This is a genomic window from Natrialba taiwanensis DSM 12281 (assembly GCF_000337595.1).
Taxonomy (GTDB): domain Archaea; phylum Halobacteriota; class Halobacteria; order Halobacteriales; family Natrialbaceae; genus Natrialba; species Natrialba taiwanensis.
In genome coordinates this window covers 171187-195358 of record NZ_AOIL01000052.1, presented here as the reverse complement: position 1 = coordinate 195358, position 24172 = coordinate 171187, and the positions used below count along the sequence as shown (strand labels likewise).

Annotated in this window: 22 protein-coding genes and 2 pseudogenes; 18 read left to right on the top strand and 6 right to left on the bottom strand. The window is 63.9% G+C overall.

What is annotated here, in order from left to right:
• Positions 1-556 precede the first annotated feature (556 nt).
• Complete coding sequence (locus tag C484_RS16465; protein WP_049915556.1) at positions 557-1852, bottom strand: helix-turn-helix transcriptional regulator; 1296 nt, start codon at positions 1850-1852, stop codon at positions 557-559.
• Positions 1853-1938: 86 nt separating this feature from the next.
• Here C484_RS16465 and C484_RS16460 point away from each other — a divergent pair, with 86 nt between their 5' ends.
• The 6 genes from C484_RS16460 to C484_RS16435 all read left to right on the top strand — a co-directional run bounded on the left by C484_RS16460 (position 1939) and on the right by C484_RS16435 (position 5346).
• A complete protein-coding gene (locus C484_RS16460; RefSeq protein ID WP_006827024.1) occupies positions 1939-2124 on the top strand; it encodes a DUF7554 family protein in 186 nt (61 codons plus the stop codon).
• 139 nt (positions 2125-2263) lie between these two features.
• On the top strand, positions 2264-2779 hold the full coding sequence (locus tag C484_RS16455) for a 2'-5' RNA ligase family protein (RefSeq protein ID WP_006827023.1): 516 nt from the start codon (positions 2264-2266) through the stop codon (positions 2777-2779).
• 228 nt (positions 2780-3007) lie between these two features.
• Positions 3008-4180 (top strand): YeeE/YedE thiosulfate transporter family protein, encoded by a 1173-nt coding sequence (locus C484_RS16450; protein ID WP_049915579.1) that lies wholly within the window; start codon positions 3008-3010, stop codon positions 4178-4180.
• Between the two features lie 76 nt (positions 4181-4256).
• Complete coding sequence (locus tag C484_RS16445; RefSeq protein WP_006665352.1) at positions 4257-4550, top strand: sulfurtransferase TusA family protein; 294 nt, start codon at positions 4257-4259, stop codon at positions 4548-4550.
• Between the two features lie 18 nt (positions 4551-4568).
• Positions 4569-4910: a rhodanese-like domain-containing protein gene (locus C484_RS16440; protein ID WP_006665351.1), complete on the top strand. Its 342-nt coding sequence runs from the start codon at positions 4569-4571 to the stop codon at positions 4908-4910.
• 67 nt (positions 4911-4977) lie between these two features.
• Positions 4978-5346, top strand: coding sequence for a hypothetical protein (locus C484_RS16435; RefSeq protein WP_049903500.1), 369 nt, complete (start codon positions 4978-4980; stop codon positions 5344-5346).
• 32 nt (positions 5347-5378) lie between these two features.
• Here the strand turns inward: C484_RS16435 and C484_RS16430 are convergent, their stop codons facing one another.
• Together C484_RS16430 and C484_RS16425 are read right to left on the bottom strand one after the other, a co-directional pair.
• Positions 5379-7580, bottom strand: coding sequence for an ATP-dependent DNA helicase (locus C484_RS16430; protein WP_006827021.1), 2202 nt, complete (start codon positions 7578-7580; stop codon positions 5379-5381).
• Positions 7581-7669: 89 nt separating this feature from the next.
• Complete coding sequence (locus tag C484_RS16425) at positions 7670-8632, bottom strand: cation diffusion facilitator family transporter (protein ID WP_006827020.1); 963 nt, start codon at positions 8630-8632, stop codon at positions 7670-7672.
• A gap of 167 nt (positions 8633-8799) precedes the next feature.
• Here C484_RS16425 and C484_RS16420 point away from each other — a divergent pair, with 167 nt between their 5' ends.
• Positions 8800-9372: a metallophosphoesterase gene (locus tag C484_RS16420; protein ID WP_049903510.1), complete on the top strand. Its 573-nt coding sequence runs from the start codon at positions 8800-8802 to the stop codon at positions 9370-9372.
• A 367-nt stretch (positions 9373-9739) separates the two neighbouring features.
• Here C484_RS16420 and C484_RS16415 read toward each other — a convergent pair whose 3' ends face one another.
• Positions 9740-10852 carry a histone deacetylase gene (locus tag C484_RS16415; protein ID WP_006827019.1) on the bottom strand — a complete coding sequence of 371 codons (1113 nt, stop codon included), beginning with the start codon at positions 10850-10852 and terminating at the stop codon, positions 9740-9742.
• Positions 10853-11003: 151 nt separating this feature from the next.
• Between C484_RS16415 and C484_RS16410 the strand changes: the two genes are divergently transcribed.
• From C484_RS16410 to C484_RS16385, 6 genes are all read left to right on the top strand, one after another.
• On the top strand, positions 11004-12407 hold the full coding sequence (locus tag C484_RS16410; RefSeq protein WP_006827018.1) for an aspartate aminotransferase family protein: 1404 nt from the start codon (positions 11004-11006) through the stop codon (positions 12405-12407).
• A 6-nt stretch (positions 12408-12413) separates the two neighbouring features.
• On the top strand, positions 12414-13421 hold the full coding sequence (locus C484_RS16405) for an NrpR regulatory domain-containing protein (protein WP_006827017.1): 1008 nt from the start codon (positions 12414-12416) through the stop codon (positions 13419-13421).
• Between the two features lie 212 nt (positions 13422-13633).
• Positions 13634-14737, top strand: a complete 1104-nt coding sequence (locus C484_RS16400) for an ABC transporter substrate-binding protein (RefSeq protein ID WP_049915554.1) — start codon at positions 13634-13636, stop codon at positions 14735-14737.
• A 6-nt stretch (positions 14738-14743) separates the two neighbouring features.
• Entirely contained in the window at positions 14744-15907 is a 1164-nt protein-coding gene (locus tag C484_RS16395) for an ABC transporter ATP-binding protein (RefSeq protein ID WP_006827015.1), read from the top strand.
• Positions 15908-17908, top strand: a complete 2001-nt coding sequence (locus C484_RS16390) for an ABC transporter permease subunit (protein ID WP_006827014.1) — start codon at positions 15908-15910, stop codon at positions 17906-17908. It begins immediately after the preceding gene.
• Positions 17905-18870 (top strand): nitrilase-related carbon-nitrogen hydrolase, encoded by a 966-nt coding sequence (locus tag C484_RS16385; protein ID WP_006827013.1) that lies wholly within the window; start codon positions 17905-17907, stop codon positions 18868-18870. The genes C484_RS16390 and C484_RS16385 overlap by 4 nt, the downstream gene beginning before the upstream one ends.
• Positions 18871-18978: 108 nt before the next feature.
• Here the strand turns inward: C484_RS16385 and C484_RS16380 are convergent.
• A pseudogene (locus tag C484_RS16380) lies at positions 18979-19707 on the bottom strand (NrpR regulatory domain-containing protein); the annotation flags it as partial.
• Between C484_RS16380 and C484_RS22450 the strand changes: the two are divergent.
• From C484_RS22450 to C484_RS24665, 3 genes and pseudogenes are all read left to right on the top strand, one after another.
• Positions 19676-19951 (top strand): annotated as a pseudogene (locus C484_RS22450) (arginase family protein); the annotation flags it as partial. The pseudogenes C484_RS16380 and C484_RS22450 overlap by 32 nt on opposite strands.
• Before the next feature lie 3 nt (positions 19952-19954).
• On the top strand, positions 19955-21139 hold the full coding sequence (locus C484_RS16375; RefSeq protein ID WP_006827010.1) for a pyridoxal phosphate-dependent aminotransferase: 1185 nt from the start codon (positions 19955-19957) through the stop codon (positions 21137-21139).
• A gap of 69 nt (positions 21140-21208) precedes the next feature.
• Positions 21209-21334: a DUF7859 family protein gene (locus C484_RS24665; protein WP_006110933.1), complete on the top strand. Its 126-nt coding sequence runs from the start codon at positions 21209-21211 to the stop codon at positions 21332-21334.
• Between the two features lie 53 nt (positions 21335-21387).
• Here the strand turns inward: C484_RS24665 and C484_RS16370 are convergent, their stop codons facing one another.
• On the bottom strand, positions 21388-22401 hold the full coding sequence (locus tag C484_RS16370) for a threonine aldolase family protein (protein ID WP_006827009.1): 1014 nt from the start codon (positions 22399-22401) through the stop codon (positions 21388-21390).
• 133 nt (positions 22402-22534) lie between these two features.
• Between C484_RS16370 and C484_RS16365 the strand changes: the two genes are divergently transcribed.
• Positions 22535-23749: a hypothetical protein gene (locus C484_RS16365; RefSeq protein ID WP_006827008.1), complete on the top strand. Its 1215-nt coding sequence runs from the start codon at positions 22535-22537 to the stop codon at positions 23747-23749.
• Entirely contained in the window at positions 23739-24137 is a 399-nt protein-coding gene (locus C484_RS16360) for a hypothetical protein (protein ID WP_006827007.1), read from the top strand. Before C484_RS16365 ends, C484_RS16360 begins: the two co-directional genes overlap by 11 nt.
• Positions 24138-24172: the final 35 nt, after the last annotated feature.

Genomic DNA, 24172 nt, shown 5'->3' with positions numbered 1-24172 from the left:
ACGGAGCGAAATCGTCGCCAGCTACTAACTACGAGGGTGTCATAGAACGACCCGCATGGCGTTCTTTTCACCCAATCTAGAGGGAACTATCCGTTCACTACACTTGCAAACTGAACACTGGCTAGATGAGAGAAAAAATATTTATACTAACTTGTTTATTCTATAATTATGAACAAAACCCTTCTTTATCACGGGTCGATGACCGTTTCTGGCAGTATTCTGGGGTTCTGGGGACTGTCTAGTGTCGTTTCAGGGAAAGTTCCCTCTTTCCAGTACTCATGTCAATTAGTGGAATAGGGATGGTATTCAGTGTAGTCTATGAAGCCTTTTTCTCATCCAATTCGTCTGATTCTATTCCTGATGACCGAATAGTGTGGTCTATGGTAGTGCTGTCTCTAATTGCAGTTATTTCTGGAATTTGGTCTGTGATTATATAGTACCGAGCGACTAGTGAGTTCCTTATACTGAGCGATATGTTCTTGCCCTGTACTTACCGTTTGTCGGGTAGTCACAGAGAGAGGATATGGGAACTGTTCTATGACACCCTGAACTACAACTACTGTTCTGACTCGGCTTCGTCCGGCAGCGCCAGCACGTTTTCGCGCCCGATTCGGAAGACATCGATCTCGTCGTCCTCTCGCAATCCACCGACGACCTGACTCGTCTTGGCTTCGGTCCACTCGAGTTCAGAGACGACCTGTTGTTGTTTGATCCGGCCACCGGAGCTCTCGAGGAGGTTGAGCACGCGCTCTTCGTTGCTCAAGAGTTCCGGCGGTGGACTGTTCGATCCGGAATCACTACCGTTACCGTTGCCGCGAGGAGACGGCCCCGAAGCCGCGGTCGACGACTCCTCCATCGGCGCTCCCGCCGCCCCGCTTGTCGGTGGCTGGGACTGTGAGCCAGTACTGGAACCACTCCCGCTTCCGGGACCACGCCGAATCCACCACGCGGCGGCTCCGATACCGACGCCAACCGCCGCCAATACGACGAGCGTTGCGACGATAACCAGCCACGACAGCGACGGCCCCTCACCCGCTCCGTCCGACGTATTGGCAGTCTCGCTATCCTCGGTCATGACGATCATCGGCTGGTCCTCGAGAAATTCCGTTTCGGCCCCGTTCCAGAGAACGGACTCCTCCGAGGACCCCGACGGCTCCGGATCAGCCTCTTCGATCACGTATCCGTCCGGCGGGATTATCTGCAACGTCGTCCCCTCGGTGGGTGTAAACCATCCCGCGAGCGCATCACCCGCCTCGATCTGGTTCAACACGACGTTGGCGAACGACGACCACTCGAACGTGAACGTGACGTGACCGAGATCCTGTGGCGTCGCCGAACTCGTCGACGTCGTCACCGTAGTGTTCGAGACGTTCATCTCCCGGTCTGTCCTGTTCTGTGCCTCCTCGACATCTTGTTCCCAATCCGCTTGCTCGCGTGCAGCATACGCGTCCGGATTTTCCTCGACGTCCGACTCGAGTTCGTTCCAGTCATCCGACCCCGCCTCGAAGCGATAGTCAACCTCGACCGTCGCAGAGCCATCCTCCTCGAGGAAGATGCTGATGCGGGTTTCAGTCGAGTTATTGAGATGTGAACTCGCAGCCGGAGCGTCGTCTTGCACCTGCGGCTGAAGTTGTTGTGACTGTAACAGTGACTGTGACTGTGATTGTGACGATGTCACAAACTGACCCGTAGCCTGACCCTGTTCGTGCACTGGCACTTGTGTCGACGTGAGCGACTGACCGGCCGTCGTGTCGGTCGCCACCACAGCACCCGACATGGACCAGCCCACCGCAACCGTACACCAGACGACGACGAGTGCACATACCAGGGCTCGGAGCCCCTTCCCGTCCATTACGTACAACTGCCGGGGCCGACTAAATAGGTCTTTCCGACTCCAGTAGCGGAGTATTTTTCAATTTGCCTGACAAAGCATGAGCTATGATCGGCACTCGTGGTTCACTCGCGGTCGAAACCCTCCTGAAACTCGTCCTCGTGTTAGTCGCCATCTTGCTCATCATCGAGGTCATGCAGGCGATCGTCGGCACCATCGTCGGATTGCTCCAGCCGCTGCTCATGCTCGCGATCCTCGGCCTGATCGTCCTGTGGCTGCTCGACCAGTTGTAAGCGGCGCTGAATCGGCGAGCCAGCGAACGTGGTGCGATTTGCCCGCTCGCACGCGTAACAAGAAGTAACCAAGGCGAGAATGGGAACAGGAACAGAACGCTCAAACACACTCCGCCACAATCAGTAGCCGACTCGACGCGTGTACAGCGTTATCGCCCCCGTCCCTGGCCGCGTCCGCAAACTCGCTACAGACCTCCATCCCGAACTCGTCGCCTTCGAGCACGTCCGCCAGACCCACTCGTGTCTCCTCAAACGGCTCGGAGACGCCTCACAGGCACACCTCACCCACCTCCAGCGTCGGACCCACCGTGCACTCGAAAACACGGCCGCCGTCGACGCGACGATCACCGGTATCGACTACTTCGACGACCCGCCGATCGGCTCCGCACCCGTTGTCTACCTCAGCGTCGACAGCCCCGGTCTCGAGGCCATTCACACCGAACTTATCGAGACGTTCGACCCCATCGACGACCTCGAAGGCGACGACTACGTCCCCCACATCACGCTCGCCCGCGGCGGCGACACCGCAACCGCACGGCGACTGGCCGACCGCGAGATCGACCCGATCACCTGGACCGTCACTGAACTCGAGTTCTGGAACGGCACGGAAAAGGTACCGGCGAGTCGCGTGCCGTTGTCGTCACGGTCGTTGTAGTCGTTGTAATTGTCGTAGTCGTAGTCGTCAGTTCGCTCTCGCAATCGACGGTACGCGGTAGGTGCAAATGCTGCTGGTAGCTAGTAGTCACAGAGACGCCAGTCCACGACGTTCGGCACCGGGAGCAGCCGTTACCGGCCGGGTTCGGCGACTCGAGTTCGTCCGGAGTGCGGGAATAGTCATCCGGCTGGACGCGAGTTAAGGCCGGCGAGCCGTTGCCTTTCGATGGTGCTTTCGACACTACTCGTTGCAGCGCTCGTCGGGACCGCGCTGGGGGCGTTCCTCCAGAAGGGGCGGTTCTGCTTCGTGAACGCCTTTCGGGACTTCTTCGCGTACAAGGACTCCCGCGTCACGAAGGGCGTTCTCGCCGCGACGCTCTTGACGATGGTCTTCTGGGGGATCGCCTACCAGTTCGGGTACTATCAGACGTTCTGGACGCCACAGTGGGGCCTCACCGGACTCGTCGGCGGCTTCATCTTCGGAATCGGGATGACCTACGCCGGCGGCTGTGCCAGCGGCACGCTCTATCGTGCCGGTGAGGGCTACCTACAGTTCTGGCTGACGCTGCTCTGTATGGGTATCGGCTACGCGGCGTTTACCGTCGCCTTCCCGACGCTCGATAGCACGTACTTCGCGGCGCTGACGGTGGGCGAGGGCGTCAGCCTGTTTACCGTCACGTCGATCCCGGCGGGACTGCTCGGCGTCGGCGTCGCGATCGTCGCGCTGATCGGGTACGCCACCCTCGTCGGACGGGCCTCGACGACCGCCGAGTTCGGCGAGCGCGCGGACGTGGCCCAGTTGCACCTCGGGGCGCTTCGTGCGCCGGTCATCGGGTTACGACAGTTCGCCCGCGGGACGGCCACCTACGCGCGCGGTCTCGCTCGCGCGTGGCGAACCCCGATCGCCGCGAGCAAGCAGCCCTGGGACCCGCGGACCGCCGCCCTCGGAATCACCGCCGCCGCCGTGCTCTGGTTCACCCAGCACTCGATCGTCGGCGTGACCGGTCCCGAAGCCCGCTGGACCGGCTATCTCCTTTCGCAGGTCGGCGTCGAGGCGAACTCGTTCGAGTACTGGGGCTCCGTGCTCTTCCAGGGCCAGGGCGTCGACGTGACCGTCGACATGGTGATGATCGCGTTCGTCATCGTCGGCGCGTTTCTCGCCGCCGTCTGGAGCGGGGACTTCGCGGTCCGCGTGCCGAAGCGGCGGCGACTCCCGAACGCGGTCGTCGGCGGACTCCTCATGGGAGCCGGCTCCCGACTCGCGCCCGGCTGTAACATCGGGAACATCTACTCGGGTATCGCCGAGCTGTCGGTCCACTCGTTCATCGCCGCGGTCGGCATCGTCGCCGGCGTCTACGTGATGACCCACTGGATCTACCGCGAGGTCGGCTGTGCCATCTGATGCGCCACCTCCGGTCCGATACCTGACCGAATCGATCGCCAACCACTACTGACCCCGAATCAACACGCACAGACACATGCCATCCATCGACGACGTAACGAACACCCCGGACGAACTGAGCGACGACGACGCAACCGAACTCTTCGAGGAGGCCGACCTCGTCCAGGACATGATGGGCGAGGTCTGTCCGTACCCGCAAGTCGAGGCCAAGAAGGGCCTCCAGCAGCTCGAGTCGGGCGACCTCCTCGTCCAGGAGACGGACCACGTCCCCTGCACCGAAAACGTCCCCCGAGCCGTCGGCGACGACGCCGACGCGAAGGTGTGGCGAAGCGGCGACGCAACCTATCGGATCTACCTCCGGAAACGGTAATCCACCCTGTACACGACAATGATCGACGAACTCTCCCCCGAAACGGTCCGCGACCGCATCGGCGACGATGGCGATGACGATGACGATGAACTCGACCTGATCGACGTCCGCGAGGACACGGCCTACGACGACGGCCATCTCCCCGGTGCCGAACACGTCACGATCGACGAACTCGAGGAGACGGTCGTCGACCGCGACTGGGCCGACGAGGTCATCGTCTACTGCTACATCGGAAAGACCTCGATCCAGGCCGCTCGACTCATCGACGAGTACGGCGACGCAGAGTCCGTTGCGAGTATGGACGGCGGCTACGAGGCCTGGGAGTCGGCTACGTCCGAATCAAGCCTCCAGCCGCAGTAACGGAAGACGCACAAGACACAGCAGTTCGGCCAGAAACTATTCGTGGCTACTATCGTGTCTCTGTTCTATGAACCGACGTTCTGTCATGGCACTCGCTGCAACGGTGCCGTTTGCAGGCTGTACTGGACTCCTCGCCGGCGGTGGCGTCGATACGACGATCGGCGAGGACGAAGTCGTCGAGTTCAGTGCCGACGCGGGATCGGAACTGGAAATCACGGTGGAGGTCGAAGAGATATTTCCGCTCGGTGACGGCGAGAACGGGAGCTCGGATCTCGAACGCGAGGGGATCGGATTTCGACTGGATCACGAAGAAAACGGCATCGTCGACACCCGGACGATCACGGCGGACGAGGAGACGTTCGAGGTGTCGGTCGAGGACGGCGGAACGCACGTCGTGATGCTGATCGGCGGCGTCGGGCACGTGACGATCGAGTGAGCAGGGCGGGCGTCGAAAGCGCCCGTGCCGAATCAGGGTGCCGGTGGGTCGCCACCGTAGCAGTCGTGGTCGCCGTAGAAGTTTCGCATCGCGAACTTGAGTTTGTCCGAGCCGATATCGAGTAGCTCCTGTCGTTGTTCGTGCGGAAAGGTACTGTTGACGCTGTACTTGCCGAGATCAGACTTCGCCTGCTTCGAGTAACGCCGGTCGAGGAGCGCGCGGACGCCGATGTCTTCGGGCGAGCGGATGACCCGGCCGAGCGCCTGTCTGGTCTTGCGGACGGTCGGAATCTCGACCGCGTAGCGCCAGCCGGTCTCGGTGCCCTCGAAGGCCGCGTCGTAGGCCTCCTGGACCGCCTCGGCCCGGTCGTCGAGGTGCGGGTACGGAACCCCGACGACGAGCACGGTTCGGGCGTCCTCGCCGTCGAAGCTCACCCCCTCCGCGAGCGTCCCCCACAGCGAGGTACAGAGGACGGCGTCGTCGTCCGCGATGAACTCTTGTCGAAGGTCCTCGACCGCGACGCCCGGTTCATCGAGGTAGACAGTCCTCTCTGACCGGTTTTCGAGTCGTTCGGCGTACCGACTCGCTTCCCCGTAGTTCGGGAAAAAGGCGAGCGTGTTCCCGGGCGTCATGCGAACGGCGTCGTGGATCGTCTCCGTGACATCCGTCTGGACCGCCGGGTCGTCCCGGTCCGAAGAGAAAAGCGGCGGCGTCTCGACGGCGTAGGTCCGGCGGTTGTCCGCGGGAAACTGCAGTCCGTAGGCCATCGTCACCGGCTTCTCCAGCCCCAGCACGTCCTCGGTCACGTCGAACGGCTGCAGCGTTGCACTCATCAGCACGGTTGCGGACACCTCCTCGAACAACTGGCCGGTGACCTGTCGAGGCAGACAGGAGTACAGCTCCGCGCGGCCGTAAATCTCGTCGGTCCCCGCGTCGCGGGTGACGGAGACGACCGGATAGAGCCCTTCCTTTGCCCCTTCGTTCATCCACGCGCTGACGAACGCCGCCGCCTGGAGCGTCTGACACTCCGTCCGCGTCGCCGTCTCGCCCTCGCGGTAAGCCTCCTCGTACTCCTCGTCTAACTCCTGGCCGAGTTTCATCGCCGCCTCGAGGTCCGCCTCGATCCCCCGCCCCGAGTAGCGCTGCAAGAACTCGAGTGTGAGGTCGTCGCGTCGGCCCTCGTTGGCGATCGGGACGTCCTCCCAGTTCTCGCCGATCCGTTCGCGCGCTCGCGGCCCGCGGCCGCTCGCGTTATCCGCGGCGCGTTGCACCGCGCTCTCGCCGAAGCCGAAGGAGTCCTCGTAGGTTTCGACGAGCGCCCGGTGGAAGGCAGAGAGCGCGTTCACGGCGTCCTCTGCGCGCGGATCGTCCGTCTCCGCGAGTTCATCCAGCGCGGACTCGAACGTGCGTTCGGAGCAGGTCCGGGTGGCGTGCTCGCGGGCGGCATCCTCGACGTTGTGGGCCTCGTCGAAGACGGCGATCACGTCATCGGGGTCGCGGCCGAGCCAGCGGAAGAACTGCTCGCGGATCGTGGCGTCGAGCAGGTGGTGGTAGTTGCAGACGACGAGGTCGACGCCCTCGATGCCCTCCTTCAGGAGTTCGTAGCCGCAAAGCTGGCGTTGCTCTGCGTAGTCGTAAATTTCGTCCGGGGTGCGAACGTCCTCGAAGAGCCAGCCGAAGAATTCCTCGGTGTCTTCGGTCAGGTTGTTCCGGTAGTACTCACAGACGTTCTGGTCTTCGAGGTCGTCGAGGCGGTCCTCGATGGACTCGAGTTCGTCCATGACGGCGCTGCGGGCGTCGGCCGCGCCGCCGTCGCCGTCCTGGCTCTCTTCGAGGAGTTCGCGCTGGCGGCGTTCGAGTTGCTGTTTGTCCTGTTCGGCGTCGACGACGGCGCGGGTGTTGTCCCGGAGCGTTTGGCACTCCTCGTAGCCGACGTCGATGTGACACATCGAGCCTTTGCCCTTGAAGACGACGGCGCGGATCGACTCCTCGCGGGTGATCGCGCGGGCTTCCGCGACGAACTGGCGCATCTGCTGGTGGACGTTCGTCGTGATGACGACGGTCTTGTCCTGTTCGCGGGCGACTTCGAGAGCGGGGACCAGCGAAGAGAGGGTTTTGCCGGTCCCGCAGGCTCCCTCGAAGAGTACGTTTTGCCCGCGTGTGAGCGCGTTGTGGATGCGGTCCATCGCCTCGCGCTGATTCTCGTACGGCTGATCGTACGGGAAAAAGCGCATGTACCCGGCTGTCTCGGACACGATAGGTGATTGGTTCCCGCTCCGATAAAAGGGTTCGTCTCGGATGAGTACCTGCGGTCGCGATGCGCTCAGAGGCGATCGGACTGCGACGTTTCGGGTTCGATGTAGACGCGCTGGATCTGGTCGTCGTGCTCTTTCAGCGCCCGTTCGATAGCGGTGATCCGCTCGTCGATCGTCGCCGCATCGAGTTCGGATTCGAACGCGACATCTGCGGTGACGAGTAATTCCTCTGCGCCGAAGTAGACGGTGCGAAAGTCGACGAGTTCGGTGACGCCGTCCCAGTCGGCGACGATGGCGCGGAGTTCGTTTTCGGCGGGGGCGGGTAAGCTCTCGCCGAGGAGGAGGCGCTTGTTCTGCCAGGCCAGGGCGATGGCGAATCCCATGAGCAGGATGCCGATAACGAGCGCAGCGCCGGCGTCGTAGATCGGGTTCTCGTACGTTCGAGAGAGGTAGACGCCGAGGAGGGCGATGCCGGCACCGGCGAGCGCGATGGCGTCCTCGGTGAGTGCGGTCAGCGTCGTCACGTCGCTGGTCTTTCGGAACGCCTCGCGGAACGACTCCCAGCCGTACTCGTCCATCTGGGCGGTAATTCCCTGGTAGGCCTTCCAGAACGCGTAGGATTCGAAGGCGATGGCTCCGAGCAACACCGCGTAGTTGACGTAGATCGGATCGAACGTCGCGCCGAGCAGCGTCACCGGCTCGTTCGCCCGGTGGACTTCGCCGGCTTGCAGTGCGCTGTAGCCGTGTGTCGCGCTCTCCCAGCCGGCGATGCCAAACAGCATGACGCTCACGAGGAAGCTGTAGAAGAACTGGGCCTTGCCGTGGCCGAACGGGTGACTTCGCGTGGGCTCCTGTGCGCCGTAGCGGATGCCGATCAGCAGGAAGACCTGATTGCCCGTATCCGAGATCGAGTGATAGGTCTCCGAAAGCATCGCAGGGCTGCCGGTGAGCACGAAGCCGCCGAATTTGAGAACTGCGATCGCAGCGTTTGCAAACAGCGCAGCGATGACGACGGCGGTACTGGTGGCCATTGGGTTCACTATCGAGACAGGTTCCTAAAGAAGTATGCCGGACGCGGGCAGGGTCGCGGCTGCTGAGTGCCCATCCTCGATGCGGGACCGACGACACCGGCAGTAACAACACTACCACCATCACCACACCGAAACCCATGCCACGGACGGCGGTCGTAGACGAAGCCATGACCGACTCAGACACCAACACCGACTTCGACTCCGACTCATCGGCGACGACGATTACCGTCCTCTCTGACACCCACAGCGCCGACGGACACGAACTCGACGGCGACGTGCTGCGTGCGGTCCGAAACGCGGATGTCGTTATTCACGCGGGCGATTTCACGAGTTCAGCGGCGCTCGATGCGTTGCAGGATGAGTGTGCGGTCCTGTTTGCAGTCCACGGCAACGCGGACAGCGCGGCGGTTCGCGACCGGTTGCCGACGGCCCGCGTCGTCGAGGCGGGTGGCGTTCGCTTCGCGGTTACGCACCGCCGCGACGGCGGCGAGACGGGACTGGCGATGTTCGGCCGCTCGCGGGACGCCGACGTCGTCGTCTCGGGACACACCCACTGCCCGACGGTCGTTCGGACGGACGATTGTCTCCTGTTGAATCCCGGTAGCTACGCCCAGCCGCGCGGGAATCGGCCGGGGTACGCCGTTCTCGAAACCAGAACCGACGGCGGCGACGATACCAGCGAACTCACCGGCGAAATCCGCGAGCCGACCGGTGAACTCGTCGAGTCGTTCGTCGTCTGAAGACATGAGTCGACTGCCGCAGGAGCGGGCAGTCGAAGCGGCGAACGGTGGAGGAGAGACGAGGACGCCAGCGGGTGGCGAACAGCGGAGACGGCTGCGGTGGGTGGGCGGCGAGCGGGAGGGGAGAGGATGATCGGGGGGTGATCGGATTGGGGAGTGGGGGTGATCAGGGCATGGCGATGGTGGATGGGGGGATGGGGGGGATGGGGGGATGTGGGGGGATGCTACCTGACAGCCCTCGAGTTCACCGGCCGAGTCCCACCACGGTGGGCCGGTGATCGAGGCGCATTTTGACCAACGGTGGCAAACACATTATAGTCAGCGCAAGGTGAAAAATCAGTTTTAGTCTCCGTTGAGTCGCTGTCGCTCACTCGAGGTCCCACCAGTCGGCGTAGTAGTCGACGATTTCGGAGAGTCTATCGGCCGCGGAGTCGAAATCTTCGTCGAGCCACGGGAACGGATCGGCGACTGCTGACTCGAGGTCGAGCGCACCCTCGAGCGTGCCGAGCATGGCGTACCCGAGGTGGCTCGGGTGGTAGCCCCCTTCCTGCAGGATGACGAGTCGGCCGTCAGCGGTGCGCGCCGCGAGTTCGCGAGCGCGCCTGCCGAGCGATTCGAAGCCGGCTTTCGTCACGACGTTTCGCCCGAGTGGATCGACGACGCCGGGGTCGCCGCCCGCGCTGACGACGAACAGGTCGGGGTCGTACTGTTCGAAGACGGGGGTGACGAGCCGATCCATCGTCGTCCGGTATCCCTCGTCGCCGGTTCCGGGCGGCAGCGGGACGTTCAGGTTGTAGCCTTCACCCGGGCCGACGCCGTGTTCGTCCACGGTGCCGCGCTGGGGGTGCGCATCGGGATTCCAGGAGTAGTGATCGTTGTGAACGCTGATCGTCAGGACGTCCGCGCGGTCGTAGAAGATTTCCTGCGTGCCGTTGCCGTGGTGAACGTCCCAGTCGAGCACGGCGACCCGGTCGACGGTCGCGTCGGCGAGCGCCTGTTCGACCGCGACGGCGGCGTTGTTGAAGAAGCAGAACCCGTCCACCTGCGCCGGCTGGGCGTGGTGGCCGCTCGGCCGAACGCAGGCGTAGGGCACGTTTTCCAGCCCGTGTTCGAGGGCGTGCTCGGCGGCGGCCGCTGCTGCACCCGCGGCGTGGCGGGCCGCCCGGGCGGTCGCTTCGTTGCCTCCCGTTCCACCGGTGATGCGTCCGCCGCCGGCGGCACAGAACGCCTCAATCGAATCGACGTGAGCCGGCTCATGGACGCGATGGAGTTGATCGTCCGTCGCGCTCGGTGCCGATTTCCACTCGATCTCGTCGCTGAACTCGTGGCGGAGGATGTGCCTGACGTTCTGTACGCGCTCGGGCCGGTCCGGGTGGGGTTGTTTCACTGCGAGACGGCCGCTCCACTCGGCTTCCCCCTCGCCGGCGGGCGGTTCGTGCGCGAGGAAACTGTCGTGCCAGAAGGCGGTTCCAGAGACCATAGAGACCCCAGGAATCTCAACCGTGGTGTATGTGTGCATTGCGGAAGGCCGAATCGATCCGTCGCCCCACAAATAAATACTATTTGATAGAAAGACCTATTGCTGGCCGTTACAAGATACCCTAGAACCGGAAGGATACTTCCGGGATTCGATGACTGATACCCACTCGCCACACGTCACGTCAACGGACGAATTGCTCGCACAGGCGTACGATCAGTACCAGAAACGGACATCGAACTCGGAAGCGATGGCCGACGAACTGCAGGACCTCGTTCCGGCAGGCGTCTGTAGCACGTTCCGGGCGTACGATCCCTATCCCGTCCACGCACAGCGGGCAGAAGGAACGTCCATCATCGACGTCGACGGCAACGAATACCTCGATTTCGCGCTGAACAACGGCACCCAGCTCGTCGGGCACACACACCCGACGCTCTCTGCGGCCGTGAAAGAGCAAATCGACGACGGAACGCTCTACACGCGACCGAGCTCCCTCCTCGAGTTCGCGGCGCAGCCGCTGATCGACCGCTGGGAGGCGATCGACCAGGTGCGGTTTACGAACAGCGGCACCGAGTCGGTGATGCACGCGATGCGGCTGGCGCGGGCGGCGACCGGCCGCGAGAAGATCATCCGGATGGAAGGAGCCTACCACGGCGCGCACGATCCGGCGCTCGTGAGCAAGATGCCGCCGGTCGACCGCGCCGGGCCGGCGGCCGATCCGACGCCGGTCAAAGAATCGCAGGGAATCCCCGAATCGGTGCCGGAGAACATCCTGCTCGGGCAGTACAACGACGCCGACAGCGTCGAACGACTGCTTCGCGCACACGAGGGCGAGGTCGCCGGCATCCTCGTCGAACCGGCCTGTTTCAATCTCGGCGTCGTCGAACCGGAAGATGGTTTCCTCCAACAGCTGCGTGAACTCGCCAACGAGTTCGACGCGGTGTTGATCTTCGACGAGGTCAAAACCGGCGTCAAACTCGCGCCCGGCGGTGGGGCCGAGTACTACGGCGTCCAGCCGGATCTGGTCGCGCTCGCCAAGGCGATCGGTGGCGGCTACCCGGTCGGTGCCTTCGGCGGCCGGCGCGAGTTCATGTCCCAGATCGCGGCGGATCTGGACGAGGGCGTCGCCACCGGTGCCGCCCATTACGGTACGTACAACGGCAACCCGCTCTCGCTCCGGGCGGTCGGGGTCACGCTGCGGGAGATCCTGACCGACGACGCCTACGATCACGTGACCGAACTCGCCGACCGACTCGCCGCGGGCTATCGCGACGTCATCGACGATGCTGGTCTCGAGGGCCACGTCGTGACCGCGGGCTCGCAGGGCATGGTGTACTTCACCGACGAGCGGATTCGGACGTTCCGTGACTGGGAGCACGTCGACGAGGAGTTCCACGAGGCCTACTGGTTCGGCATGCTCAATCGCGGCGTCATCCCGCACCCGCACGACGCCTCACAGCAGTGGACCATCAGCGTCCAGCACACGGCGGACGACATCGACGCCCACGTCGACGCCTTCGCGGATCTCGCCACGCATTTATCCGCCGCACAGCAGTAGTCAGGCATGACGAGCGATCCGGACCGGCGGACGTACGACATTCTTCGCCTGCTCGACGCACACGAGCCGATCGGAAGCGTCCACCTCACCGAGCACCTCCGGGAGCGGGGCTACTCGCTCACCGAACGAACGGTTCGGCTCACGCTCGCCGACCTCGACGAAGCCGGCCTGACGGAGAAGGTCGGCGGGAAGGGTCGGCGACTGACCGCGGCCGGCCGCGCCGAACTCGAACGCGGCGGCGTGAGCGGCCGGGTCGAACAGGTTCGCGAACGGCTCGCCGATCTGACGAGCCGCGTCACTTACGATCCGCTCGCGGACGAGGGGGCCGTCGTCGTCGGCACCGTCACCGTTCCCGCAACGGCGCACGAGCAGGTCGACTCCCTTCTCACTGCGATCGACGACTCGCCGCTCGGACCCGTCGTCGCGTCCCTCGAGTTCAGCGAGCGGAATGGAGCCGAGTACATCGAGATTGCGACGCCCTCGAGCGTGACGATCGACGGCGTCTTGCTCGCGGAGGGGATCGACAGCGACCTCGATACGACCGGCGTCGTCGAGTACCATCCCGATCCGGAGACGGTGCCCTACGAGGACCCCGATCCGACGGCACACGGCGGCGCAATCCGGCGGTTTACCGACGTGATCGGGAACGAGCGCGCAACGGTCGACATGGTGTCGTTGTTGATCGAAGCCCGGCGGACGTCGGTCGGGGCCGCACTTGACGGCGAGGCCGGCCTGTTGGTCGCCGACAATCGCGAGTTCCCGCTTGCTCACTACGACCGGGCGCACGAACTCGCGGCGGCGGCCCGCGACCGCCTGGGCGGGGTCATCGATGCTCGCCGACCCCGCGAACCGGGGCCGTTTCCGTGGGACGAACCGGGCTGGGCGTTCGCCTCGCTCACCTGCGTCGGCGCGTCCGAATGTCTCATCGCCCGCTGCGTGGAAGCCGATGTGGCAACCGAGTGGACGACGCTCGCCCGCGTCCAGTCGCGGGATGAACTCGACGACTGGTCGTGAACCATCGACAGCGAACTCGACACCGACGCTCTCCTGTTCCGGAATAGCCAGATAGTACACGTCTGGAGCACCAAAATTGGTGTTTCAGAAGTTCGCAACCGTGACAATCTCATTCAACCACCTTCCGGGAGAAAGAATAGTGGTACGTCATACCGTACTGTGGGAACACTTATGTAGGGATAGCCTGGATACTGTGGGTAGGTGGCAATAGTATGCCAGCACAAGACACGAACGGGCGGCGGGAGTTCCTTCGCACGAGCGCGGCGGTGGGAGGCGTCGCAGCTCTCGGTGGGCTTGCCGGTTGTACAGGAATGCTCGATAGCGGCGACGATACGCTGACCGTCGCCGTCTACGGCGGCGTGTTTCAGGAGGTCATGGACGAAGAGCTGTTCCCGGCCTTTTCGGACGAACACGATATCGAGGTCGAGTCCGAGGCGCAGCCGACCTCCGAAGAGGCACTGACGCAGTACGAAAACGCCGTCAGCGCCGGGCAGGCACCGGTCGACGTTGCCATCATGGCACAGACCGGCGTGCTGAAGGGATTGAACTCGAACCTGTGGCACATCTGGGACACGGACGACTTCGAGAATCTGGAGTACATCAGCGACGATCTCGTCATGGAGGCCGACGGCGGCGTTCCGGCCGTCGGCGCGCTCTCGTGGTACATCAACCTCGTCCAGAACACGGACGTCATCGAGGACCCGGTCGATAGCTGGGAGGCGCTGTGGGACGACCAGTACGAGGATACGCTCGGGCTGCTCGGCTACGCGTCGAACTCGTTTCTGCTCGACATCACCGCGGAACTGCGGTTCGACGACCCCGAGATCTTAGAGGACCGCGACGGCGTCGAAGAGGTGTTTCAGGAACTGCAAGGCGTTACCAGCCAGGCGAACATGTGGTACGAGAACGAGGCGGACTTCCAGCAGCGACTCATTGATGGCGAGGTGCCCGCTGGAATGCTCTACAGTGACATCACGCTCGTCTTGCAGGACGAGGGCGAACCCGTCCAGTCGAACTTCGTCGAAGAGGGTTCCGTACTCGACTCCGGGCTCTGGGTCACCCTCGAAAGCACCGATCTGTCGGAGGAAGCCCGGCAGTTCATCGACTACGCGAGCCAGCCTGCGGTCCAGGACCGACTCGCCGAAAACCTCTATACGAGTCCGACGATCGACCGCGAACACTCCGAAATCGACGACGAACTCTACGAACAGATCGCCGGCCCGGGTCCCGACGAAGCGATCACGCCGAACTACGATCTCTACGTCGAGGAGGAGGACTGGGTCAATCAACGCTGGGAAGAGTTCATCACCAACTAATCGGGTATGAGTGGAATTTCACTCGCGGGCGTGACGAAGCGGTATCCGGGCGGCGTCCTCGCGGTCAAGGGTGTCGACATCGACATCGAGAGCGGCGAGTTCGTCACGCTCGTCGGGCCCTCCGGCTGCGGGAAGACGACGACGCTTCGGACGATTGCGGGCTTCGAAACGCCGACTGACGGCAACATTCGCATCGACGACGAAAACGTGACCGACGCGCCGCCGTACGAGCGCGACACGGGGATGGTCTTCCAGGACTTCGCGCTGTTTCCCCACATGACCATCCACGAGAACATCGCCTACGGGATGGAGGCGGCGGGCGAGTACACCGACGAGGAGATCGATGCGCGCGTCGAGGAGATGCTCGAACTCGTCGAGTTGCCCGGCGTCGGCGATCGAACCCCGGACCAGCTCTCGGGCGGCCAACAACAGCGAATCGCCCTGGCGCGAGCACTTGCACCGCGGCCGAAGGCGCTGTTGTTAGACGAGCCGCTGGCGAGTCTGGACAAGCAACTGCGCGAGCAGATGCAGGTCGAACTCCGCCGTATCCAACAGGAGATCGGTATTACGACCGTCTTCGTCACGCACAACCAGGAGGAGGCGCTGACGATGTCGGACCGGCTGGCCGTCATGAACGACGGGAAATTCGAACAGGTCGGCCCGCCGGAGGACGTGTACAACGACCCCGATTCCCGATTCGTCGCAGATTTCCTCGGAACAGCGAACATCTTCGACGGGTCGGTAACGGCGATAGAAGACGGCTACGCGACCGTCGAGTGTGCCGATGTGACGGTGCAGGCGACGGCTCAGAACGGCATCTCGACCGGCGACGACGTCTCGGTCATCGTGCGACCGGAACGGATTCGGTTCGCCGCGGCGTCCGAATCGGATGCGGACGCGGATGCGACCGCAAACGCCACCGCCAACGCGAGCGCGAGTTCGAGTACGAACCCGAGCGCCGACGGCGGCACACAGCCCGCACCCGAAACCGTCTTCAAGGGCGAGATTACCTTCAAACGCCACCTGGGCAGCAGCGTCGAGTTCCGCGTCGAAACCGACGCCGGTCGCGAACTCGTCGTCGTGCGACGGAGCGGGCTGGACGAACGAGGGCCCGGGGACCGGGTGACGGTGTCCATCGGAGCCGCCGACTGCCGTCTCGTGGAGGAATAGATGACGAATCGTACAGACACTTCCTCCGAGACCGGAACTGGAACCGGAGCTGCCACCACCGCCGACGCAGCGACTACTGCGAGCGATACAGAGGCATCCACTGCAGAACCGTCCAGTTCGGACGAATCCGGCCGTGCGGGCCTGAAATCGCGAGCGAAGTGGTACGTACTGTCGTATCCGTTGTTCTGGCTGGTCGCCGTCTTCTTCGTCCCGCTGTGTATGCTGGTCGTCTTTAGCTTCTGGGAGAACATTCCGGGCGGACAGTACCAGATCGGGTTCACGTTGGAGAACTACGCCCGGTTCCTCGACATCGGCTTCACGTCGACGTGGCCGTTCATCGAACCCGGCCTGTATCTCGGGCAGCTCTGGCTGACGGTCGAACTCGCGCTCGTCACGGCCGGGCTCTCGCTGTTGCTCGGCTATCCGATGGCGTACTATCTCGCGCGGATGAATCGCCCGTGGCTGCGGAGCGTGCTGCTCATTACGATCATCTCCTCGCTGTGGGTGACCTACGTCATCCGGGCCTACGCCTGGCAGGTGATCCTGGCTTCGGGCGGCATCCTGAGTTCGGTCGGCACCGCGCTCGGGTTCCTCGCCGAACCGCAGTCGTTCTATCCGGGCTACTGGGGGCTGGTCGTCGGCATGGTCTACGTCTTCCTGCCGTTCATGATCCTCACCCTCTACAGTAGCCTTCGGAATCTCGACGGCGAACTGCTCGAGGCATCGAAGAACCTCGGCGCAGGGCCGGCAAAGACGTTCCGGCGAGTGACGCTGCCGCTATCGAAAAACGGCGTCATGAGCGGTACTGCGCTCGTCTTTATCCTGGCGCTCGGCTCGTACGTCCTGCCGCGACTCCTCGGCAGTCCCGGTCAGCGGACGCTGCCGGTGTTGATCGAGCAACAGATCATGAGCGAGAGCAACTATCCGTTCGGCGCGGCGATGAGCATCGGGCTCATCGTCGTCGTGCTGGTGTTCCTCTGGGTGCTGATCCGCGTGACGAACGTGACGACGGCGAGCCTCGGCGGCACCGAAGAGATAGCGACGGACGGCGGGTCGCAGCCGGCACGTTCGTCCGCTCCCGGACCGCTGACCCGATTCCGGAGCGGACTCGGAACTGCGGCGGCGACGGTCGGACTGACCGCCGCAGGGAACCGGCTTGGATCCGCACTCGACTCGCTTGTCACGCGGATCGACGCGAACACGCGCGAATCCATTATCTGGGTGGCGTTCCGGACGTACGTCGCAGCGGTGATGGTGTACATCGCCCTCCCGCTCGCGATCATCATCGCGGTTTCGTTCACACCCGAAGAGTTCCTCACGTTCCCGCCCGGCGGGTTCTCCCTGCAGTGGTACGCCGAGTTCTTCGGGACCGAGGCGTGGCGAACCGCGCTGCTCAACAGCCTCACGATCGCCGGGGCCGCCGCGCTACTGAGCACGACGATCGGTGGGGGACTCGCGTTCGCACTCGACCGCTTTGACTACCGGTGGGGGACGATCTACGGGACGCTCGGCGTGTTACCCATTCTGCTTCCCCCGGTCATCATTGGGGTCGCGTTCCTCGTGTTCTTCCTCGAACTCGAGATTGGCGGCTTCGCGCTCGCCGGCTCGCGACTGGGCATCATCATCGCCCACGGGATCTTCTACGCCCCGTTCCCGTTCATCCTGATCTCGCAGGGGTTAGACGAGATCGACCGCACCTACGAGGAAGCCGCGATGAACCTCGGCGCGTCCTCGCTCCGGACGATCCGGACGATCACGTACCCGCTGATTCGGGCGAACGTGGTCTCGGGCGCGCTGTTCGCGTTCATCCTCTCGCTGAACGAGTACATCATCTCGTGGCTGCTGTCGCTGTTCCTCGTTCAGACGATTCCGATCCAGATCTTCAACCAGCTGCGGTACTCCTACCCGCCGACCATCGCGGCCGCCAGCGTGGTCTTCATCTTCCTGACGGTCGTCGTGATGACGGCTATTGACAGACTCTCCGGAGGGATCTGGGAGTGACGGCGGAACCGGGTTCCGGAGCGGAGACGGACGCGGACGTGGAGGCGTCCGCAGGCACGGACATGGGCACTGACACGGCCACAGATACACCCCCAGCCGCAACCGACGCCCGAATCGTCACCGTCCAGCTCACCCCCGAGTTCGGTGCCGTCGAACGCAATCGCAACCGCACAGTTGAACTCGTCCGCGAGCACGTCGACGCCGACCTGATCGTCTTCCCCGAACTCGTGACCTCAGGGTACGTCTTCGAGTCGAAAACGGAGGTCGCGTCGATGGCGGAGCCGCATGACGGCGAGACGTCCCGGGCGTGGAGCGACGTCGCCGCCGATACCGACACCTGGATCGTCGGCGGCGTACCGGAAGCCGACGGGGACGCGTACTACAACAGCGCGCTCGTCGTCTCGCCGTCCGGCGTCGAGGCCGTGTACCGGAAAGTCCACCGCTGGAACGAGGAACACCGCTGGTTCGAACCCGGAACCGACCTCGCGGTCGTCGACACGCCGTTCGGCCGCCTCGGCGTCCAGATCTGTAACGACCTCTGGTTTCCGGAACTCACGATCGCACAGGCCCACGCCGGCGTCGATATTATCGCCGTGCCGACCAACTGGGTCCCGGGGACGCCGGACGACGCCCCGACTCGGCCCGGCGGCTGGACTGTCGGCGTCCACCAGGCGCTCGCCCACGCGAACTCGAATCACGTGTTCGTCGCGTGTGCGGACCGCACCGGCACCGAACGCAGCGTCACCTTCGAAGGACAGAGCGTTATTCTCGACCCTGACGGGGTTCCCCTCGCGGGACCGGCACCGGCGACCGGCGAACACGAACTCAGCGCCGAGTGCGCGCTCGAACGGGCACGGGAGAAGAACCTGACGGCTTACGACGACGTGCTCGCGTCTCGACGGCCGGCGATCTACGGGACAGCGCAGCGAGACGAACAGGGAACGGACGCAAACACCGAGTAGCGCGACGCGAGTTCAATCGTCGCCCGCTGGCCGAGCGGGCGTGATTGGTTGCCACCGGAACTCGTCCTCATTCTCGTCGAATTGTCGTCGCGAGCTGCGATACCGGCCTCAATCGTCGAGCGCTGCCGTCGGCGCAACCGCCGCGACCGGTTCGAACGAGTTCCGTTCGACCGTGCCGTACAGCGTGTCCCACTCGTCGGTCAGGCCGGCCTCGCTGAGCGCCGCGAGCACGAGTTCACCGACGCCGACGTAGGTGAGCGAGCCGAACGCCCAGGCCGAACTGCCGTTGGGGAGTTTGTCCTGTTCGCGCGGGCGGCGAAAGTCGAGGACGCCGCCGATCGCGTCCCGACTCGCGACCGCGAGGTCGCGGGCCTCCTCGTACCGGTTGATCGGGAACTGTCGGCCGTCGCCGACGAGAAGCCCCGACCCCTCGCTCTCGGTTTCGAGCAGCGTCAACACGTCGGTTCGCCCGGCCTCGATCAGCAGCGAAATCACGTCGATCGACGACCCCTCGCCGTTGATCACGTCGACGTAGCGCGTGATCCGACCGCCGCTCTGGAGTTGTCGGTCGCCGTCGCTGAACTCGTCGACGGGGACGGGTTCGTACTCGAGGATGCCCGCGGTCGTGAGGTCGGCGTTGACGCCGTGGGCGAGCAAGACGCCGTCGAGCGTGATGCTCGAGGGGACGAGCAACCGCGTATCGCCGGGTTCGCCGGGTGCGCTGTCCTCGAGAGAGATCGGAATGGGACCGAGCGGGAGCGATTCGAGGCGGGAAACGAGTTCGAGTGCGTCGTCGACGGCGTCGGCCTCGAGGGAGGCGGCCGAGGGAACCGACGCGGTGTACGTCTCCTTCGACATCGACGGCGTCGACCCGAGCGTCGCACCGGGAACTGGCACGCCGGTTCCGGGTGGGCTGACGGCCCACCAGGCGCTCAAGACGATGGAAGTACTCGGTGCGACCGACGCGGTCAGCGCCGTCGATATGATGGAGGTCGCACCCCGGTACGACACCGACGAGGGCACCCAGAAACTCGCCGCATATCTGCTGGTCACGCTGCTCGAACGGCAGTTCGCGGAGTAAGCGATGGAACGAGACCCACCCGCCGAAACACCTGAAACGGCCGACGCGGTCGGCAGCGCCCGAACGGCAGGCGTCGCCGAGTCCGTGATCCGCGAGATGACCAGGGAGGCGATCGACCGCGGCGCGATCAATCTCTCGCAGGGCATCCCCGACGAGGACGAGACGCCCCCCGAAATCAAGGCCGCCGCTCAGGAAGCCATCGAAACCGACAGCCAGTACACCATCACCTGGGGCCTGCCCGAACTCCGCGAGGCCGTCGCCGAGCGCTACGCCGAGTGGAAAGGCGTCTCGTACGACCCCGAAACCGAGGTCACGATCACCAGCGGCACCAGCGAGGCCCTCATGTCGACCATGCTCGCGCTCGCCGGCCCCGGCGACGAAGTCGTCTACTTCGAACCCGTCTACGAGAGCTACATCCCGGCGAGCCAGTTCGCCGGCGCGACTGCCGTTCCCATCGACATCACCGACGACCTCACCATCGACGTCGACGAACTCGCCGCGGCCGCCGCGGACGCCCGCATCCTCGTGCTCAACACCCCGATGAACCCGACCGGGAAGGTGTTCTCGCGCGACGAACTCGAGCGCATCGAGGAGATCGTCTTCGAGCACGACCTCATCGTCCTCACCGACGAAATCTACGAGCACATCGTCTACACGGACGACTACGTCAGCCCCGTCGAAGTCGGCGACCTCGCCGACCGAACCGTCGTCTGTACCGGCATGTCCAAGACGTTCAGCGTCACCGGCTGGCGCGTCGGCTTCTGTCTCGCGCCCGAGTACCTCTCGAAAGAACTCCGAAAGATCCACGACTACACGAGTATCTGCGCGCCAACGCCGTTTCAGCGCGCCGGCGTCGAGGCGCTGTCGCTCCCCGACTCCTACTACACTGAACTCGCCGACTCCTACGAGCGGCGTCGCGACCTGCTCTACGAGGGTCTGCAAGAAGCAGGGCTCGATCCCGTCAAACCTGACGGCGCGTACTACATTCTGACGCGATACCCGACCGACGAGGACGACATCGAGTTCTGTTATCGATTGATCCGGGAGGCCGGCGTCGCCGCCGTGCCGGGGAGTAGCTTCTACACCGATGCCGACGGGGAATCCGACTGGATCCGGTTTACGTTCTCGCGGAATGAGGCGACGATTCGGGAGGCGATCGACCGATTGGTCGAAAACCGCTGGTGGTAGTCACCGATCCCGAATTCACGCCGACTCACGTCGAAACGATTTTGCGCACTGACACTGTACCCGGCGCGTATGCTCGAGTTCATTCCCGACGACCCGGTCATCATCGCAATCGTCGTGATCTTGTTATCGCTGATTCTCTTCTCGTATCTGCTGCTCCGGCGGACGGTCCTCGAGTTCCGTGACGGAATGCGCTAAGACAGAGCGGTCTCAATCGCGATAGCCGGCCGTGACAGTCTGTCGGCGATGGCTCAGAACGCGTCGTCGATTCGCTCGAGTACCGCGTCGATATCGGACCGCGAGACATCTCGATGCGTACAGAACCGGATCGTCGTCGGACCGAACGCCGTGGCCAGCACGTCTCGTTCTGCGAGTCGATCGAGAACGGTCTCGGTGTCGAGTCCGGTGCTCTTGATGTCTGCAAGCACGATGTTCGTTTCCGGCTCTTGTACGTCGAAACCGTCGATAGCCGACAGACCCTTCGCGAGCACGCGCGCGTGCTCGTGATCGCTTTCGAGGCCGTCGACGTTCTCCAGCGCACGGAGTGCCGGAGCGGCGATGATTCCGGCCTGGCGCATGCCGCCGCCGAACAGTTTTCGAGTGCGACGGGCGTCCTCGACGAAGGACTCGGGGCCGGCGACCATGGATCCGACGGGTGCGCCGAGGCCCTTCGAGAGCGAGACCATGACGGTATCGACAGGATCGATAATCTCGGTTACGGGTACGTCGAGCGCCGTCGCGGCGTTGAACACACGCGCGCCGTCGAGATGCACTGGAACGTCGCGGTCGTGGGCCGCCTCGGCCGCCGCGGCAATCCGCTTCGGGTCGATCGCGAGTCCGCCGCGAGCGTTGTGAGTGTTCTCGAGACAGAGCAGGCCGGTCCCCGGACGGTGGAGTTCCTCCTCGACGAAACCGGCGGCGACCTGCTCGGGCGTCGGCGCGCCGCGGTCGGTGTCGAGCATGCGCACCTGCAGGCCGGAGAGATCAGCGAGACCGCCGAGTTCGTATTTGACGACGTGGCTCTTGCGGTCCGCCAGGACTTCCTGGCCGCGCTCGGTATGCACTCTGACGGCGACCTGGTTCGCCATCGTCCCGGAAGGGAAGTAAAGCGCCGAGTCGGTGCCGAGTCGGTCGGCGACGGTCGTTTCGAGTTCGGCGACGGTGGGGTCCTCGCGGTAGACATCGTCGCCGACGGCGGCCGACTGGGCGGCATTGCGCATGCGATCGTCGGGTGTCGTTACGGTATCTGAGCGAAGATCGATCATGGAGCGAGATAGCCCGTCGCCGAAGAAATACCCTGTCATGTCCCGTGTGCGGTCGAATCACTGTCATACGACAGCTAGATGCCACAGTCTTCGACAGCGAAGGGTTCAACTACCCATCATTTGTTGTGAGCGTATGGACCCCGCATCTCATTCCAGTTCGACCGACGGTGATTCGTACTCCGGAACGATCGACCGGGCGGGGACGAGTGGGGTCAGGGCAGATGGTGGTCGCGATCCGAACGGCTCACAGTCACCGGCATCGAGTTCACCATCAGCGCCCGCGTCGTCCCCATCCCAATCGTCATCCCCCTTCTGGAACCACGTCTCGCGCGTTCTCGATCAGTTCGGCGACCTCCGTCCGTTCGCGCTCGTTCCGCTCTGTCTCTCGCTCGCTGAACTCAGCAAACTCAGACGGGCGATGGGACCGACTAACGGCTTTACCATCTCGGCGAAATTCGTGCTTCCGGAGCCGTTGCTCGAACTCTGGTCGTTCGTCGACGCACCCAGTCCGGGGACAACGGGCGCATCGAGTGCACTCGATTCGGCGACCGGCACAGCCGGCTCGTCGGCACCGGCAGTTACGCCGACGGAGACGCCACCCGCGTCGACACCCGCCGGTGGTGGTAGCTACGGCGGGACCGGGACCGGGACCGACGTAACGATCAACACGCCGTTCGAAACGATCGTACTCTCCCCGGACTCGATCGGCGGGACGATGCTCGGCACGATCGGCGTGCTCCTCGTGGTCTATACCGTGATCGCGTCGATGGTCGCCGCGGTCTACATCGGCGGACTCGATCGGCGGCTCCGCGACGAACCGATCGCGGTCGCTGCGTCCCTGGTCAGGTACACGCCGCGATTCATCCTGTATCACGCGGCGCTGTTCGGACTCGTACTGCTGGCTGCCCCATTCATGCTGGTCAGTCCACTCCTACTCGTGCTCGCGATTCCCGTTGTGCTCGTCCTTTCCTATCTCTTCTACGCGGCTCCGTTCCTGTTCGTCGTCGCCGACGCACCGTTCGTCGACGCGCTCCACTGGTCGTACGAGTACGCGACAGATGGCGGCGCATACCTTCAGTTCGCGCTCTGGCACGCCGGCATCGGAATCGCTATTTCCCTCGTCCTGTCGGTACTCGTGAGCACGATACCAGTCCTCGGAGTCGTGATCGCCCTCGCGGTGACGGTCCCGCTGTCGCTCATCCTGACCGCCGCAACCGTCTCGTTCTGTCAGGAACTCGCCGATAGCGAGGGGATTGGTGCGTCCACCGTGGGAACCCAGCCCGGCAATGGCCACGGCCGTCCGTCCGACGCGCCCGACTACACGACGGGGACCGACGATGCCATCTGAATCGAATCGAACCGAGGCGAACGGGGAGGAGGCCGAGACTGAACTCGAAACCGGCCCCAAAGAGAGAGCCGCAGTCGAAACCGAACCAAACGGCGATCAGCGCACGACCCAGCGATCAACCCGACGCGCACGTGAAAGCGGGCGCAGACAGCCGCCCGTAGACGCCCAATCGCGAACCGATGGTGGCCGCCGTGGCCACCAGCTCGTCTCGGTGCTCCGGCTTGTCTCGCTAGCGCTGCTCATCGTCGGGTTCAGCGGCTGGCTATTCGACGAGCAGACGCACACACTCGATTCGCCGTTTACCCTCTCGTTCGCCGCGGGAATCGTCTGCGCGCTGACCGCGATTTACCTCGGCATTTTCCTGGCAGACGGCGACGCGGGGCGATAAGTGGGACCAGCGAAGGCTTTCGATTCGAAAATGGT

Coding starts and splice junctions, on each gene's coding strand:
- C484_RS16395 (WP_006827015.1), top strand. CDS start 14,744: ATGAGTGGAATTTCACTCGCGGGCGTGACGAAGCGGTATCCGGGCGGC.
- C484_RS16360 (WP_006827007.1), top strand. CDS start 23,739: ATGCCATCTGAATCGAATCGAACCGAGGCGAACGGGGAGGAGGCCGAG.
- C484_RS16420 (WP_049903510.1), top strand. CDS start 8,800: ATGACCGACTCAGACACCAACACCGACTTCGACTCCGACTCATCGGCG.
- C484_RS24665 (WP_006110933.1), top strand. CDS start 21,209: ATGCTCGAGTTCATTCCCGACGACCCGGTCATCATCGCAATCGTCGTG.
- C484_RS16460 (WP_006827024.1), top strand. CDS start 1,939: ATGATCGGCACTCGTGGTTCACTCGCGGTCGAAACCCTCCTGAAACTC.
- C484_RS16445 (WP_006665352.1), top strand. CDS start 4,257: ATGCCATCCATCGACGACGTAACGAACACCCCGGACGAACTGAGCGAC.
- C484_RS16390 (WP_006827014.1), top strand. CDS start 15,908: ATGACGAATCGTACAGACACTTCCTCCGAGACCGGAACTGGAACCGGA.
- C484_RS16365 (WP_006827008.1), top strand. CDS start 22,535: ATGGACCCCGCATCTCATTCCAGTTCGACCGACGGTGATTCGTACTCC.
- C484_RS16430 (WP_006827021.1), bottom strand. CDS start 7,580: ATGCGCTTTTTCCCGTACGATCAGCCGTACGAGAATCAGCGCGAGGCG.
- C484_RS16410 (WP_006827018.1), top strand. CDS start 11,004: ATGACTGATACCCACTCGCCACACGTCACGTCAACGGACGAATTGCTC.
- C484_RS16370 (WP_006827009.1), bottom strand. CDS start 22,401: ATGATCGATCTTCGCTCAGATACCGTAACGACACCCGACGATCGCATG.
- C484_RS16405 (WP_006827017.1), top strand. CDS start 12,414: ATGACGAGCGATCCGGACCGGCGGACGTACGACATTCTTCGCCTGCTC.
- C484_RS16425 (WP_006827020.1), bottom strand. CDS start 8,632: ATGGCCACCAGTACCGCCGTCGTCATCGCTGCGCTGTTTGCAAACGCT.
- C484_RS16435 (WP_049903500.1), top strand. CDS start 4,978: ATGAACCGACGTTCTGTCATGGCACTCGCTGCAACGGTGCCGTTTGCA.
- C484_RS16440 (WP_006665351.1), top strand. CDS start 4,569: ATGATCGACGAACTCTCCCCCGAAACGGTCCGCGACCGCATCGGCGAC.
- C484_RS16415 (WP_006827019.1), bottom strand. CDS start 10,852: ATGGTCTCTGGAACCGCCTTCTGGCACGACAGTTTCCTCGCGCACGAA.
- C484_RS16465 (WP_049915556.1), bottom strand. CDS start 1,852: ATGGACGGGAAGGGGCTCCGAGCCCTGGTATGTGCACTCGTCGTCGTC.
- C484_RS16400 (WP_049915554.1), top strand. CDS start 13,634: ATGCCAGCACAAGACACGAACGGGCGGCGGGAGTTCCTTCGCACGAGC.
- C484_RS16375 (WP_006827010.1), top strand. CDS start 19,955: ATGGAACGAGACCCACCCGCCGAAACACCTGAAACGGCCGACGCGGTC.